This window comes from Synechococcus sp. C9 (genome assembly GCF_022984075.1).
In the GTDB taxonomy this organism is placed as follows: Bacteria; Cyanobacteriota; Cyanobacteriia; order Gloeomargaritales; family Gloeomargaritaceae; genus Gloeomargarita.
This window is the reverse complement of the sequence record NZ_JALAAD010000001.1, coordinates 1758648-1773998: the sequence shown is the minus strand read 5'-3', so window position 1 is coordinate 1773998 and position 15351 is coordinate 1758648. Positions and strand designations below refer to the sequence as shown.

The 15351-nt window shown below is 50.7% G+C and carries 11 protein-coding genes, 1 tRNA gene and 1 CRISPR repeat array; of the genes, 5 read left to right on the top strand and 7 right to left on the bottom strand.

Annotated features, from left to right (window positions below):
- Positions 1-2 precede the first annotated feature (2 nt).
- A complete protein-coding gene (locus MLD66_RS08700; RefSeq protein ID WP_247217002.1) occupies positions 3-2144 on the top strand; it encodes a CHASE2 domain-containing protein in 2142 nt (713 codons plus the stop codon).
- Here MLD66_RS08700 and MLD66_RS08695 read toward each other — a convergent pair.
- From MLD66_RS08695 to MLD66_RS08670, 6 genes are all read right to left on the bottom strand, one after another.
- A complete protein-coding gene (locus MLD66_RS08695; RefSeq protein ID WP_247217000.1) occupies positions 2141-3436 on the bottom strand; it encodes a glutamate-5-semialdehyde dehydrogenase in 1296 nt (431 codons plus the stop codon). The two genes, MLD66_RS08700 and MLD66_RS08695, sit on opposite strands and share 4 nt — an antisense overlap.
- A 75-nt stretch (positions 3437-3511) precedes the next feature.
- On the bottom strand, positions 3512-5158 hold the full coding sequence (locus MLD66_RS08690) for a hypothetical protein (RefSeq protein ID WP_247216999.1): 1647 nt from the start codon (positions 5156-5158) through the stop codon (positions 3512-3514).
- Between the two features lie 36 nt (positions 5159-5194).
- Positions 5195-5587, bottom strand: a complete 393-nt coding sequence (locus tag MLD66_RS08685; RefSeq protein ID WP_247216997.1) for a hypothetical protein — start codon at positions 5585-5587, stop codon at positions 5195-5197.
- A complete protein-coding gene (locus MLD66_RS08680) occupies positions 5587-6411 on the bottom strand; it encodes an RAMP superfamily CRISPR-associated protein (RefSeq protein WP_247216995.1) in 825 nt (274 codons plus the stop codon). Before MLD66_RS08680 ends, MLD66_RS08685 begins: the two co-directional genes overlap by 1 nt.
- Positions 6412-6429: 18 nt before the next feature.
- Positions 6430-7410 carry a type III-B CRISPR module-associated protein Cmr3 gene (locus MLD66_RS08675; RefSeq protein WP_247216993.1) on the bottom strand — a complete coding sequence of 327 codons (981 nt, stop codon included), beginning with the start codon at positions 7408-7410 and terminating at the stop codon, positions 6430-6432.
- Complete coding sequence (locus MLD66_RS08670; protein WP_247216991.1) at positions 7395-8864, bottom strand: type III-B CRISPR-associated protein Cas10/Cmr2; 1470 nt, start codon at positions 8862-8864, stop codon at positions 7395-7397. The genes MLD66_RS08675 and MLD66_RS08670 overlap by 16 nt, the downstream gene beginning before the upstream one ends.
- A gap of 211 nt (positions 8865-9075) precedes the next feature.
- On the opposite strand from MLD66_RS08670, the gene csx18 reads away from it, so the two are divergent.
- The 4 genes from csx18 (at position 9076) to MLD66_RS08650 (ending at position 11920) form a co-directional block, all read left to right on the top strand.
- Positions 9076-9399, top strand: a complete 324-nt coding sequence (gene csx18, locus MLD66_RS08665) for a CRISPR-associated protein Csx18 (RefSeq protein ID WP_247216989.1) — start codon at positions 9076-9078, stop codon at positions 9397-9399.
- On the top strand, positions 9400-10377 hold the full coding sequence (cas1, locus tag MLD66_RS08660) for a CRISPR-associated endonuclease Cas1 (RefSeq protein ID WP_247216987.1): 978 nt from the start codon (positions 9400-9402) through the stop codon (positions 10375-10377). It abuts the gene before it with no gap.
- A gap of 2 nt (positions 10378-10379) precedes the next feature.
- The gene (gene cas2 / locus MLD66_RS08655; RefSeq protein WP_247216985.1) at positions 10380-10661 is read left to right on the top strand and encodes a CRISPR-associated endonuclease Cas2; all 282 of its coding nucleotides are present in this window, start codon (positions 10380-10382) and stop codon (positions 10659-10661) included.
- Positions 10662-10798: 137 nt separating this feature from the next.
- Positions 10799-11920: a DnaJ domain-containing protein gene (locus MLD66_RS08650; protein WP_247216983.1), complete on the top strand. Its 1122-nt coding sequence runs from the start codon at positions 10799-10801 to the stop codon at positions 11918-11920.
- Between the two features lie 201 nt (positions 11921-12121).
- Positions 12122-14872: a CRISPR direct-repeat array (repeat unit 26 nt; unit sequence CTCGCTTCCAATGCGTTAATTGGATT).
- Between the two features lie 367 nt (positions 14873-15239).
- Here MLD66_RS08650 and MLD66_RS08645 read toward each other — a convergent pair.
- Positions 15240-15312 (bottom strand) — tRNA-Ala (locus MLD66_RS08645).
- Positions 15313-15351: the final 39 nt, after the last annotated feature.

Here is a 15351-nt window from a genome sequence, read left to right as displayed (position 1 = left end):
GGGTGAAACGGCGGGAGCGACGACATTGGCTGAGGGCGGGATTGGTGGGTTTGCTCAGCACCACATTGGTTTTGCTGGTGCGGAGTGGGGGCGGCTTAGAGGCGGTGGATTTGTGGAGCTATGACCTGTGGTTGCGGGGGCAACCGGCACCTGGTCTGGATGAGCGATTTCTGGTGGTGCTGGTCACGGATGAGGATTTGGTGCGCCTGGGGCAGGATCAGCTCACCCTACCCACCCTGCAAAAGCTCTTGTTTCGGCTGGCGGAACTGCGCCCCCGGGTGGTGGGGTTTGCCCTGGACACGGCATTCACGCTACCCCAGGGGCAGACGGTGGCATCGGCGTTGATGGCGGCGCAGGTGCCGGTGGTGGTGGGTTGTGCGCCTTCAGCATCCTGGGAACCCTTGGGGGCGTTTCCCACCGTGGTGATGCGCCGGGGGCTGACCCAAACCGCCAGTACCTCCCTACCGGCGGAGGGCCCCAATGGGGTGGTGCGGCGTTATCCGCTGGGGGGGATGGTTCCGGCCACAGCCACCTCGGCGTGTCAACCCAACCATTCCCTGGGGCTGTTGGTGGCGGCCCATTATCTCGCCCTGCGGGACATCACCCCCTGGTCAGACGGGCGCACCCTGTATCTGGGACGGGGGCAGTGGCGACCCCTCCGGCCCCACAGTGGCCCGTACCAAGGACTGCGGGTGCGGGGCTGGCAAATGCTGTTGCGTCCCAACCCAATACCCCTGGAGGAAGTCAGCCTGTGGCAAGCGTTGCACACCCTCACCCCCGACCAGGTGCAGGGACGGGTGGTACTGGTGGGGGAGCAACTCCAGGCCAACGGGCAACCCTGGTTGTCAACCCCCAAAGGACAGCGACAACCCCAAATCCGCTTCCATGCCCAGGCGGTGGCGCAAATCCTGGATCAGGCCCTCAGTGGGCAGGGGGGAGTGAACTATTGGCCGGAACCCTGGGAATCCCTGTGGATTGGGCTTTGGGGACTGCTGGGGGTGGGACTGCTGGGGTATGGCCGCCACCTCCTCTGGCTGGGGGTTGGGGGCACTGGCGTGATCGTCCTGGTCTGGGGGTTGAGCAGTGCCACCTGGATACCCCTGGCCGCTCCCCTGCTGGTCTGGGGGTTGATCCTGGGGAGCATCCCTTGGCATACCCACCACCGGCAACCGCCCCGTCCGACCCCGCCCATCCCGGAGGGCACGACCCAGCCGAGCATCCCCAGGGGAAATTTTGCCGATTGTGGGCAACAGTGGGAGGGAGTGGCGGTGGGGGAAGGCGGCCGCTATCTCCTGCAACGGCATTTGGGGGGTGGAGGGATGGGGGATGTATTTCTCGCCCTCGACCAGCATTTACGCAAACCAGTGGCGGTGAAAATCCTCACCCGTCTGCCCAAGGAAGCAACCCACGGGGAGCAGAGCATTCGTCGCTTCCAACGGGAAATTACCGTGACCGCCAAAATCAACAGCATCCACATCGTCCAGGTCAGTGACAGCGGGGTGATTCAGAATGAGGTGCCCTTCTACGTCATGGAATACCTGCGGGGGCAGAGTTTGGGCAGTCTGATCCGCCAGGAAGCACCCCTCTCTGTGTCCCGTACCATTGCCCTCCTAACCCAGGTGTGTGCGGGCTTACAGGCGGCCCATAGTCATAACATTGTCCATCGGGATTTGAAACCGGATAATATCTTCGTCCTCCCCGGCCCCCTGGGGGAAGAACTGGTGAAAATTTTGGATTTTGGCATCGCCCGGGTGATCCAGGAGACGGAATCCGCCACCCAACTCACCGCCGTGGGCAGTTTTTTGGGCACCTACCGCTACGCCTCCCCAGAACAGTGTGATGGCCGGGCCCGCCTCGCCGACCAACGGGCGGACATCTACAGCCTGGGGTTGATTGCCTACGAAATGCTGACCGCCGCCAACCCCTTTGGCATCGCTGACAACAGCCCCCGTCAGCAGTGGCTAAGGTGCCATATCCAGATGGAACCGATTCCCATTCGGAGCCAACCCTTTGGTGCCCATATCCCCGAGGGTCTCGCCAAAGTGGTCATGGCCTGTCTGGCGAAAAAGCCCTCCGAACGTTACCCGGATGCGGGCAGTCTGGCACAAGCCCTCCAGGATGTTACCGAAGTATTTCAGCCCTAGAGCGGCAAATTGCGATGGGTAAACCGTTTCGCCTGGGCACCACTGTAGGTCGCCACCACCTGCCCCTGGCCCCACAACCGATATTTGTAGGTCACCAAGCCCTCCAACCCCACCGGGCCCCGGGGTGGCAAACGTTGGGTACTGATCCCCACCTCCGCCCCAAACCCATAGCGAAACCCATCCGCAAACCGGGTGGAACAGTTGTGATACACCCCCGCCGCATCCACCTCCGCCATAAACTGCGCCGCCGCCTGGGGGTCGGTAGTAGCAATCGCCTCCGTATGCCCCGACCCATAGGTATTGATGTGGGCAATAGCCGCCGCCAGGGAATCCACCACCTTGATCGCCAGAATTAAATCCAGATATTCCGTGCGCCAATCCGCTTCCGTGGCCGGAGCCACCGGGATAATTTTTTGCGTGGCCTCATCCCCCCGCAACTTCACCCCCTTCGCCACCAGCGCCGCCGCACAGGGGGGCAAAAATTCCGCCGCAATGCCCTGATGTACCAACAGGGTCTCAATCGCATTACAGGCCGCCGGGTATTGGGTCTTGCTGTCCACCGCCAAGGCAATCGCCTGGGGAATATCCACCTGCTGGTCAATGTACAGATGGCACAACCCGTCCGCATGACCCAAGACCGGAATCCGAGAATGTTCCTGAATATAACGCACAAAGGCATTAGAACCCCTGGGGATCAACAGGTTCACATAGTCATCCAAGGCCAACAACTGTTGAATTTCCGCCCGGGTCGTGAGCAATTGCACCGCTTGCGGGGGAATGGCCGTTCCCTCTAACCCAGCGTGAATCGCCCGGACCAACACCTGACAGGAATGGGTCGCCTCCTGCCCCCCCTTGAGGATCACCGCATTACCCGACTTGAGTGCCAACGCCGTAATTTGGATCACCGCCTCCGGCCGTGCCTCGAAAATCACCCCCAACACACCCAAGGGACAGGTGACCCGTTCCAGGATCAAACCCGCATCCAATTCCCGATGCAGTTGCCGTTGCCCCACCGGGTCAGGTAAATCCCGCACATCCCGCACCCCTTGGATATTGCTCGCTAATTTATCCGGGGACAATTTCAGCCGTTGCAACAACGCCGGTGCCAACCCCTCCCCTTGGGAACGCTCCATGTCCTCCCGATTAGCCGCCAAAATTTCCTCCTGATGCGCCTGCAATGCCTCCGTAATCGCCAACAAAGCCTGATTTTTCGTAGCCGTATCCAGCCTCACCAACCGTTGCGCCGCCTGACGAGCCTGCTGGGCAATCTGGAGCAATTCGGGAGCCACCATAGGAGAAGTCAACCTCAACGTAATGCTATTTTAGCCTACATTTCCCAGGGTAAAACTGGGCTAGAAAAATAGTTTTTAATAGTTTTTATTTACAGGCCAAACTTTTTGGAAGTCCTGTTGTTCCCGTTGCAAAAAGGTTAAAAACTGTCTGCACTCAGGCGATTGGTCTGGGAAGATCGTGATCAATTCAACATATCCCTTTGTTCTTTTTGGGGTATCCCCTTGAGAAAAGTTGAATTTGGGGTACATCCGATGCCAGATGCGGCCAATAGTTCCTAATCTTCCAGTCAAAGAAGTGTTTTTGATGCTCTGACCATCGCTATAGGATTGATGAAACCAGTGGACGGCAATCGAATCTTCTTCATCTTGAGCAATTCGCCCCCATACTTGAACTTTAGTTGGATGCCAGGTTTCTCGCCACTCCTGGGCATATTGGTTGTTTAGAGTAACCCCTTGGAGTTTTAGCCACTCTTTGGCTACTGGGAGCAAGCGGGTATCCATAAATTGTTGTAAATGTTTCGGTGCGGCAATTTGTACATCCCGTTGGAATTTATCAATCCATTCCCAATGACAGCCGATGTAGGATTTATTAGGTTTATTGTAGTATTCTGGGAAAAACAAAGGATGGTCAATGCGCCGCCAAGACTTGCCAAATCCCCCCAAAATCATGGCAAATTGATTTAATCTCAAAATCAAATTTTTCAGGGCTTCTCGGTGAGCATCTGGTAAAGGGCGAGTCAATAACCAACTGAGTTGCCCGGTGACATCATAGGTGCGGACTTCAAAATGACCATGACCATGTTTGCCAGGTGTTAAATTATCAGCAACAAATTTCATCCCAATTAAACCAACAATGGGTTCTCTGTGCCCTAGCCCGCCAAAGAGTTTATCTACTTCCCGTTCAGCGATATTGGCAGGGACTAAACCACCAAAAATTCGCAGGGCATGACCCCGGATGGCGGCTCGGAACATATTAGGGCGAAATTCTGCTCCACTGAGGGTTTTGGAAGCCATACCCCGTCCATGAATCCGGTGCGGGGGATAAAGTTCATCACCACTGATATTACTAGGATGTCCATATCCGGCACAGACCCGGCTACCGAGTCCTTTCGCCATCGCTTTTTCCCAAATCTGCCAAATTTCTGCCCACTCTTGATCCGATAAATCCTCAGTGCTGGAAATGCCAAACACTAATTCTGGCTGGTATAAAGAGATCATCATAAATGCGGCATGATGGGCAGTCCCTTGTTTGACTTGATAATCCTGTTGGGGATGAACTAAATCCAGAAGTTTTTCCACCCATTTTTTATTGGTTGGATAGCCCCCGTGAAAGCGCAAAATTCCGGGAGCCATGTCCCCATTCGCTAATTCGTAACCACAGTAGCGTCTTTTTTGTTGGGAATTGCAGGCACTACGAAACAAGCCTTTCATACTACTGCCCGGATAAAAAGGCCATCCCTTTGCCCCGACAACTGGGCGGATAATTCCATCATCTTGACCCGCATTGGTCACAAATCGCCAACTGATTTGATAAGTACGAGTTTGAACTTCTTTGCCGAACTGCGGTGCGTGGGGGTAGGTGCGCTCTGTCCATTCTTTCGTCCACCGTTGGGCGTGTTGCTCATCAGCTTTGGGTACCAAACGCTGTAATTGGCACCTGCCATCAACCTGCGCCCGGTACATCATTGGGACTTTGTTGATCACATCAGGAATAGGGGGCATGATTGGCTCCAAAGTTAAGGGTAAATAAAGCGTTAATTACTTGTACCGTTGTGTCCACCAAACAATGCAGTCACACAGTTGGGTGAGTACCGCCAGGGCAATCCGTTGGTCTTCCAAACTTAAGCTCCACAACCTTTGCGACATAGCATGAATTTGTTGGACGTTGTTGTGATGAACGGCATCATTGGGAATGGTGATATGAGCTTGTCCGGCAATGCGAACCAGCGTATCCCAGGTCTCTTTCCAGTAGCGAGATTTATCAGCTTCCCGTTCCTGCAATCGCAAATGTTCACCCCAAAAACGTTCCAAACCGTAAGCCACTGCCATCCGCATTTTGTAGCCCTGATTGAGGGAGTCTGGATTCCGACGTTTTGCCGACAAAACCAGTTTTTGGGCTTCCTGATCGAGACCGTAAGTGTGCCAAGCCATTATTTGTATTCTCCTACTAACGTCACCCGACACCGACCAAAACCAACGGATTCTAAACCGCCAAAGTACATTTCCTGTTCTGATGCCCCCGCAAAGGGATCCCACCCCGTTTGTTTCAGCCCAATGGGGAAAATAAAGATGCTCCCTTCCGGGATGGCTTCCACATTAAAAAACGCTCCTCCAGCCACTTTTTTCATATCATCTTGGAGTTTAACCCGACTCTGCCGATAGAGTCCCATATCGTGCAACATGGCAATATCATTATCCCCCACCACCACCAGGCTATTTTTCTGCAAATGGGTGCCGACCGGAATCCAAGGTTGCATATCTTGGGTGTGTTCAATTTCCATAAAACCCAGGTTGAAAAATAAAATTTTGCGTGTCGTTCTTTGGTCATTAAATTGCTTGGCTTGCAGGCTATTATCCGCCGTATAGGGTTGGGGAATTTTTTCCTTGAGACCCGTAATCATCTGATAACGTTGGAGTAAACGGGGGCAAGAAACCCAAACGACGGGTTGCCCTGGACAAAATACTGGGAACCACACCAGCGAAGCATACTCAAATTTTACCAAGGCTTCCGTAGTCCCACCATCAGTTTGCCCTGCTACAGCTTCATGTCCATACCATTTATTCACATCGCCCTTGTTTTCCCCAGAGCGCATATCGGCTCGAAATCGCCCCCGAATCGAGCTACCAGGAATGATGCCCGTTTGGGTAAATTGATCCCGAAAAATCAAATTCAAATTGCCCGTTTCTTCCCCAGCGCTGGCTCCCACATGAAGCGGTGCCAGGGTTTCAATGATGCCGTAGGCTTTGTGATACATACATCCTCCTAATTCAAGTTAATTCAAGTCTGGTAAAGGTAATGACAGTCCACAGCCCCAACGTTTGAGGGAATAGCCCTCCCTGGGGAACCACGCCTCCGGCCAAGTGTGCCAAGGGTCAAGGGGTTCTTTCAGGACATAAACGGTTCCAGCCGGGACAGCATAGCGACCTCGGGATAAACGGCGACCAGTGCCGGTTCCCCCCAGGCGATAGCGATAGGGTTGAGGACGCTCGGTGAGCACCACTGGATCAGGCCAAATCGGTTGATCCTGCTCCTGCATCGGCCAGCGGTAGGACAGCCGGTTGGAACCCCATAGTCCAGGGGTAACGGTGGCAAAGTTTTTACCCGCTGGTTTTTGCAAAAGTTCTCGGGTGTTGGTGTGCAGGTCATGGCATTGCACATCTACAAGGTGTCCTTCGCCCCCAAAACGATACCAACCGGCGGGTAACGGGTGACTGCTCAGGTAGGTTAAACAGACTCCGGGTTTGAGCAGAACTGCATTTTCTAGGAACAAACTGCCTTGGGTTTCATTGGCTTGCACCCGGCGTTGGTCTATTTCCAAACGGGGGTGTAAATGCGGGGCAAATTCCCAGGGATCAGGCTCAATTTTTTGCCCTGAATTTATCTCCAGCCACCGGCTAATGGGTAGCCAACCTCGTTTGTCAAATTTACCACCAATTTCTGGTTCCCAGGTTTCGCCATTCCAGTGCAAAATCTGCTCAATGCGACCATCTTTTACTAAACAATTCATCGGGGTTGGTACATAGAAATTCTGGGGGTCTTGAACCATGCTCCAAAAGGGTCCGGCGAACATCCAGCCCGTATCAATGGTCATGGCTTCTGTACCGTAATGGGCGGCAAAAAGACCGGACAAGGTGGCGGCACTGGGGGGAAAGTTGACCCCGGCTCGACCTACCAAATTATCGGGGGAGAGGAAGCGTCCGGCACTCCCGTACAAAAAGCCCAACGGCTCTAGGGTGATTAGGTATTGGAACATAGTTGAAACCCTACTTTTGCTAAGTTGCTGACCCAATCAGAAATGCTGGCTGTACCGATGTAATAACCAGGATTTTGCTCTAGTGTTTGCCGGTTTTGGGTGCCAAAATAAACTTCAAAAAGAGCGAGAGCCACATCGGGACTGGATAACCCCCGCCGAGATTCTAAAACCGCCACGTCATTGTAAATATGCGTCCAATTTTGCCCCTTATCCCGGTCACGATAATTGGTAAATATGGGTTCTAAAAACTTCCAGGGACATACCCATTCAATGTGATTGCCCCCGTTAAACAAAACCCGCAGAGCGAGACGGTCACGGCCTTGTTTTTTGGCTGATTGTTCCGCTTCCCGCGCCTGTTGTAAAATGTCCCGCTGGGGCACTTGTTTGCCCGCTAAGACTGCACCCACGCTCACGGTAATGTTTTGTTTATGCTGCTTCCAAAGTGGATCGAAATGCTTAGAAAACCACTCTAGGGAGGCTTGGGGGGAAAACTTGTGGGTATCTGCTTCGTATAAAACCCCCAGAAAATCATCCCCACCGGCATAAACAATCCGGCCAAGTTTGCCATCTACGGCGGGTTTTAAGGTGTTTTCTCCCCATTCCAACATGGCTTGGCTGAATTCATGGAGGACTTTGCCTTCATTTTGGCCGTTTTCTTTGAGTTGCCGAAAATGCTCACCAATTCTATCCCCATCGCCAGCAAACCAAAAGGTTCGTTGTTCTCGGCTAATATCCCGAAAACTTGCCGGAACTTCGCTTTGGATGCCAATCCGTTTGGCAACCACATGATAGGTAACAAGGCGTTTGATTAGTTCGGGAATACTCAACTGTTCCGTTTCATCCACAAAGGCTTCCCCCAAGGCGGTTAGGGATTGTAATTTTTTATAAAAGTCTTTGATTTCTGCATCATCATCACTCATGCGGATATTGCGGCTGTCTCGTTTGCGCCCTAGCCCCGGCCAGGCAATGGCATCGGCTCCCGATAGGGTCGAACTTTCTCCCTGCCAGTTGATGCCCACCCAATCCCGACTGCGTTTCGCTCGGTTAACCGCTTTCCTTGCTTCCGTGATCGTTTCCCCATGTCCACAGAAAAATTCCCAGGCGTGGTTTCCCCACAAATCCCAGTGTCGTTTCCAGGTATATTCGGCAGGAATTTGCTGTTCGATCCAGGTGCGACATTGATTGACAATTTCTTTCCAAGCGTCTAATAGTGCCTGCCGTCCTTCGGCTTCCGGGAAATCTCCGGCCAGGATGATTTGGTTAGGAGTCCCCTGGGTGACGTTGATTAAAGCAGGTGAAACTAGAGCATTTTCCCCCAGTGCCTGTTGTCCCGCTTCGCAGAGGGCACGGGCAAGGTGGGACAAAATGAACGAGCTACCGTACAAGTCACGCAGTTTGCGGGAACGTTCGATGAAGCCCTGGACGGGAGCAAAGGTCATCACCGTGAAGGTCATAGACAGGATGGATAAGGAATGTTTTGAGTATAAAGACTTGTTGGAAGAGCATAATTCATTGACCGGGAAAGGGCACTGGAATTTCAGAGAGGTTTTAGATTTGGGGACTTAGTCCTTCATATGGTGAAACAATTCCGCTGTCCTCATCCTTGGGTAAAGGCAACCCTTAGAAGGGAGCGATTCCAGGGCGAGTCATACTGGGGCAAGTGGCTTGAGATGGACGGCTATGGCTCGCAAGGGGACTTGGTTGATTTTGCATATCCGGCAGTTGCAGGTGCGAAATTTGGTATTGGCGGTGGTCAATGGCACCATTACCCTGATTGTTTTGCTGATTGCCCCGTTGGGGTTGGCGGCGGTGCTGACCAATACATTGCTGGTCACGGGGGCAACGTGGCTGACGGCAACGGTGATGGACGGGGTGTGTTTTTGGTTGATGCCACGTTCTTCTGCTATACCGTCAGGACAACAGCAACCCGTTAGCTCCGACATCGAGCGGGTTTCGGAATCCCTGCGCCAGCGTGATCCCTGGTTGTAGATGCGGACATTGTACGTGGTCGAGCAGGGAGCAGTCTTAGGTGTATCCGCAGAGCAACTGTACCTGAAACGGGGGGAACAACGCTGGTGTGTCGGGCAACTGCCTCTGTTGGAAGCCGTCATGCTCTTGGGTATGGTGCAAATGACCACCCAGGCGGTACGGGCGTGTTTGGGTCACCACATTCCCTTAGCCTATCTGTCCCGCAGTGGTTGGTGTTATGGGCGGACGTTGCCGGTGGGGTGGGGGTCTTGGGTCTGCTATCTGGCGCAAAGGCAAACTTCCCAGGCTTGGCAGGTGCGAATGGCGGCAGTGATCGTGCGTGCCAAAATCCGCAATAGTCGTACAGTATTATTACGTCATTACCGGCGCTATGGGATCACGGGGACAGAACGGGTGATTGATTCCCTGCAATGGCTGGCGGAACGGGTGGGGCGATGTCAGACCCTCGACCAAGTGCGGGGCATTGAGGGGGCGGCGGCAGCTATCTATTTCCCGGCGTTGGGGGAATGTTTGCGGGGGGAGGGGTTTGTGTTGATGGGGCGTTCCCGGCAACCCCCAGCGAATCCGGTGAATGCTCTGCTGAGTTTTGGCTATCAGATATTGTGGAATCATGTCCTGCTTTTGGTGGAGTTGCGAGGGCTTGACCCCAGAGTAGGGACTTTGCACACGGATCATCATGGGCATTTGGGTTTGGTTTCGGATTTGATTGAGGAGTTTCGTGCGCCCTTGGTTGATAGTTTGGTTTTAAGTTTAATTAATACGAAAGAAATTCGAGCGGAACGGGATTTTGAATATCGCAATGGGGGTTGTTTTTTGAATGACAGTGGTAAACGCATTTTCCTCAAAGCCTGGATTCGGCGGATGGAAACCAAAGTGGAGTCGGGTCTGCGTTGGGAATTATTAGCACAACAGGTAAAAAAATATCGGCAAGCGGTTTTGGATATGGATTATGTTTATACGCCCTATCAAATTGATTGATCATGGAACGGCTGATGGTTGTGAGCTATGATATTCCTTCCAATCGGCGGCGGCGTAAGGTGGCTGAGCTATTAGAAGGATATGGTCAAAGGGTGCAATATAGTGTCTTTGAATGCTGGTTATCAGCAGAAAAATTAACCGAATTGCAAAAAAGATTAAAAAGACGCATAAAAATTGAAGAAGATAGTGTACGATTTTATCCCATTCCCACCTATGCGCTGGAGCAAATTATCGTTTGGGGTGGCAGACCCTTATCAGAACCACAAGGTTCAACAGTGATTTGAAATTTTGAGAGTTTGCTGAATCTACCTAAAATTTTGTTGAAAAGGTGAGATATGTTACCGTTTTAGAAGTGAACCCTTCTACTAAGGATATAGGATGGAGGTACGGATGAGGGCGTAATGCGGGGGTGTAGGTATTGATGAACTATTACGAGATTCTCGGGGTAGCTCCGACGGCAACTGAGGAGGAAATCCGGTCAGCATATATCGCTTTGTGTAAGGATTTGCACCCGGATAAATTGGGGGATTTGAACGAGAATTTACGGAAGTTAGCTGAAGAGCAACTCAAGCTAGTGAATCAAGCCTATGAAACCCTCAAGGATAAGGAACTGCGGGCAAAATATGATGAAGAATTGCGGACTCAAAAAGCTGGCAACGATCAGGGCATATCCCACGGTAATCAGGCGACCAACCCGACTTTAGATGATTTACTTGCATCAGCCATTTTGGATGAAGGATTTCAGATATTTGTCCAAGAGGAAGAGGCTCTTTGGCAAAATTTTCTTGGGGAATTAAAACGGATTCGCAGGAAATATGGCATTCCAGAAAGCTCTAATCCGTCTGTGAATCTCTTTCCTGATGATTTGGGCATGAAATTTTTTAGGATATTTTCGCTTGTTTTTAGTGGTTTGATTGGCATGGCGCTGGCTATGATATTGTTTGGTGTAGTGGCTGGAGTGGTTGCTTTTATTGTCGCCTTTGCCATCAATGTCTTCCTATTTCCCTTGGGTAATCTGGTTATTCTTTTGTATTTCTATGTTTTTTTACCGTTGTTAGTGCTGGTTTATTTTGGGATAATTTTAACAGGCATTTTCACGGATGATACGGTAACGGAGGAAACACGCCGCCAACAGGAAAAGCGGGAAGCTATCTTTTCGCAAAGTATTCATGTTTACTGGAAGCAAACGGAAGATTTTGGAGCCAATTTCAGAGCCTATAAATTTTTTACTAATCTATATCCTACTGATTATGTGAATGAAGTGAGAGAAGCACGGAAAAAGCTGAGTAATCAAATCCGGGAATTAACTGGAAAGAGGAAGGAGAAAATTCAATATTTCAAGAATTTAAGTCCGAGCCATTTAACCAGTGAATATGTGTCTGGTCTGTCGAGTTGTGAGCGATTATTACTGCTGAAAGCGTTGCAACAAAAAGCGGAAGAAGCCCAACAGGAGGAACAGAATAAGGAATTTGCCAATTTTCTCCGGGCGGCGGGGGCGGTTGTGTTGTTAGGAATTTTATTTGGGGGTGGGGGAGGATTTTAGGAAAAATGGTTCACAGCGGCTACCGCCAGGGTCAGCCAAACCGGGAAAAGCCGATTCTATCGTGGAGGTCGGCGGAATGGCTCCCAGACGAGATTTGCAGGTTTTGCATGGGCGATTTTAGACGAAATGTACTAACGCCTGTGGAGGGTTGGCGGAAACGCACCCGGAATGGTAAGTTAGAAGCCAGTTCCAGATAAGGCACTCGCTTCCAATGCGTTAATTGGATTAGTTGGAAACGCGAAGGGATGTATACACTCTGAAAGGAGATTTATCCTCGCTTCCAATGCGTTAATTGGATTAGTTGGAAACCTTTTGGCACATATTTCTGTGCCCCGACCACAGAAGACTCGCTTCCAATGCGTTAATTGGATTAGTTGGAAACCCGTAGGCTGGTTTTGGATAAACTTCTTCCACATACGCTCGCTTCCAATGCGTTAATTGGATTTGTTGGAAACCTGGGCGGCTCGCTGCGAATCCATCTTAGGCGCAGGTAGTCAACTCGCTTCCAATGCGTTAATTGGATTTGTTGGAAACCGTCGCCAAAATGATGGAAGAAATCGGGTTCATTTACTCGCTTCCAATGCGTTAATTGGATTTGTTGGAAACTACCACCCGCAGGTGGTACCAGTCTCTGGGTCTACGCTCGCTTCCAATGCGTTAATTGGATTTGTTGGAAACACAGCTTTCGCAGCCTTCACCCCAGGTTTGAGGTTCTCGCTTCCAATGCGTTAATTGGATTTGTTGGAAACCAAAGCCGCCGGGCGGCTAAGGCAATCCGGAGCTTCTCGCTTCCAATGCGTTAATTGGATTTGTTGGAAACTGGGGGCGGGGGTGACCAACAGGGTCATCGGCGTGTCCTCGCTTCCAATGCGTTAATTGGATTTGTTGGAAACAAGCCAAGGGCTTCGAGAGTAAATTTATCAGCCTGCTCGCTTCCAATGCGTTAATTGGATTTGTTGGAAACTGGGAGTGACCACCCCGCCTTGCCCCCTTCTCCTTCTCGCTTCCAATGCGTTAATTGGATTTGTTGGAAACTGGGTTATTCAAAAGTTTTATACTTCTGCGCGCGGCTCGCTTCCAATGCGTTAATTGGATTTGTTGGAAACAGTTTTTTTCATATCAAACCTCCAACGAGAAATTTTCTCGCTTCCAATGCGTTAATTGGATTTGTTGGAAACCACAAGGTGACCCTCGACTTCGGCATCCAACCAGAGACTCGCTTCCAATGCGTTAATTGGATTTGTTGGAAACCCGGTGGGTACCGGGGGAATTTGGTGATAATACACGCTCGCTTCCAATGCGTTAATTGGATTTGTTGGAAACAGCTCAACACGGTGCCCGGCCACTTCAGCCTCAGAGTCTCGCTTCCAATGCGTTAATTGGATTTGTTGGAAACCTCGCCCCGGTAGCGCTGGAGGACATCATGTACCAAGCACTCGCTTCCAATGCGTTAATTGGATTTGTTGGAAACTGAAGCAATCCGCCAAATAGAATCCTTGCCTATAACCTCGCTTCCAATGCGTTAATTGGATTTGTTGGAAACCCCCTTACGGTCCACAACGAACTTGTCTCCATCCGCTAACTCGCTTCCAATGCGTTAATTGGATTTGTTGGAAACAACAGGGGGGCGACGCAGTCATCAACGTAGAGAGTTACGCTTTCTCGCTTCCAATGCGTTAATTGGATTTGTTGGAAACTAGTTGTTGGCGATATACCAGGCTTCCAGTTTTTCCCCTCGCTTCCAATGCGTTAATTGGATTAGTTGGAAACTCCCTTTGAATTTGCTCAGGGAAAGACAAATCTTCCCAATCCTCGCTTCCAATGCGTTAATTGGATTAGTTGGAAACCAGGTTGGTACTTTCTGGGAAATAACGTCATCCCACTCGCTTCCAATGCGTTAATTGGATTAGTTGGAAACGATTGATGACGAGCAAGGTCGCTCTTCCCCCCTTTTTCATCTCGCTTCCAATGCGTTAATTGGATTAGTTGGAAACCTGGTAAAAATGCTCGGTCGTAGCCCACCGAACACCGTTACTCGCTTCCAATGCGTTAATTGGATTAGTTGGAAACCCCCCCTCCGGAAGCGGGGGAACTTTGTGATAATAGACTCGCTTCCAATGCGTTAATTGGATTAGTTGGAAACTTCAAAAGGACAATGAGGCACGTGGGTCACATTTACTCGCTTCCAATGCGTTAATTGGATTAGTTGGAAACAGGAGCGGGGCATACTCCTGGTTTCAGTTTTTTAGCTCGCTTCCAATGCGTTAATTGGATTAGTTGGAAACACTTGCAAATTGGCAAAATTGTCGAGCGACTCCGTCTTCTCGCTTCCAATGCGTTAATTGGATTAGTTGGAAACCCGTCCTGGGCGTTGTTAAGAAGCCATTCGCCGAGCAACTCGCTTCCAATGCGTTAATTGGATTAGTTGGAAACACCAGCTTCTTCGCGGCAATCTGGAGGGCAGGTGTTTCTCGCTTCCAATGCGTTAATTGGATTAGTTGGAAACAACTTTTTGAAGGCAGCCGCGGCCTTCATTTCCATCTCTCGCTTCCAATGCGTTAATTGGATTAGTTGGAAACAAACTTTAATCATCTCAGCGAGGGATTTCTGAACATCTCTCGCTTCCAATGCGTTAATTGGATTAGTTGGAAACATGTCCTCAAAAAGACAAAACTAAATACTTCTCAGTCCATACTCGCTTCCAATGCGTTAATTGGATTAGTTGGAAACGGCAGCTTCTCGACCCAGAAGACCAGGCAGGATGGTACTCGCTTCCAATGCGTTAATTGGATTAGTTGGAAACAAGCGGCGTCCTTGGGGCAGCTTTATTTGGTAGTAAGGACTCGCTTCCAATGCGTTAATTGGATTAGTTGGAAACCAGAAACATAGGAGTATCTTTAAACTCCTCGTACAAGCCTCGCTTCCAATGCGTTAATTGGATTTGTTGGAAACACTGTACTAACTCAACTAACAAGTCCCCTTTGCTCTTGGTTTTTGTTGTTTCCTACAGTATCCGTTTTGCTAGAAAGTAAGAGAGTTTCAAGTAAGTAATGCTAGCATCGAATCCCTCATTGAATTAATGGTTTCGTTAACCCTTGAATTGGCAAACAGAGCCAGAGTTAATTCAACCATCCAGAGGGAGACGCTTCCCTTCTTGGCACACTCTGCCTCCAGCTTGACCCATTCACGAGGCATGGATTCTGCCCCAAATTTATGTAGCCCAATTTCGGCTCTAAATTGCCCTAACCAGCCCTAACTATACCCAACCCGTACTGCACTAAAAATCCTGAAATCCCCTTACTGGTGGCTGAAATGTCTATGGAGCTAAGCGGACTCGAACCGCTGACCCCCTCAATGCCATTGAGGTGCTCTACCAACTGAGCTATAGCCCCGTAATGATGCGTTTTCTATTATGGCACAGGGAATGCCCT

Coding starts and splice junctions, on each gene's coding strand:
- MLD66_RS08670 (WP_247216991.1), bottom strand. CDS start 8,864: ATGACCTTCACGGTGATGACCTTTGCTCCCGTCCAGGGCTTCATCGAA.
- cas2 (WP_247216985.1), top strand. CDS start 10,380: ATGGAACGGCTGATGGTTGTGAGCTATGATATTCCTTCCAATCGGCGG.
- MLD66_RS08680 (WP_247216995.1), bottom strand. CDS start 6,411: ATGTATCACAAAGCCTACGGCATCATTGAAACCCTGGCACCGCTTCAT.
- MLD66_RS08675 (WP_247216993.1), bottom strand. CDS start 7,410: ATGTTCCAATACCTAATCACCCTAGAGCCGTTGGGCTTTTTGTACGGG.
- MLD66_RS08650 (WP_247216983.1), top strand. CDS start 10,799: ATGAACTATTACGAGATTCTCGGGGTAGCTCCGACGGCAACTGAGGAG.
- MLD66_RS08695 (WP_247217000.1), bottom strand. CDS start 3,436: ATGGTGGCTCCCGAATTGCTCCAGATTGCCCAGCAGGCTCGTCAGGCG.
- cas1 (WP_247216987.1), top strand. CDS start 9,400: ATGCGGACATTGTACGTGGTCGAGCAGGGAGCAGTCTTAGGTGTATCC.
- MLD66_RS08685 (WP_247216997.1), bottom strand. CDS start 5,587: ATGGCTTGGCACACTTACGGTCTCGATCAGGAAGCCCAAAAACTGGTT.
- MLD66_RS08690 (WP_247216999.1), bottom strand. CDS start 5,158: ATGCCCCCTATTCCTGATGTGATCAACAAAGTCCCAATGATGTACCGG.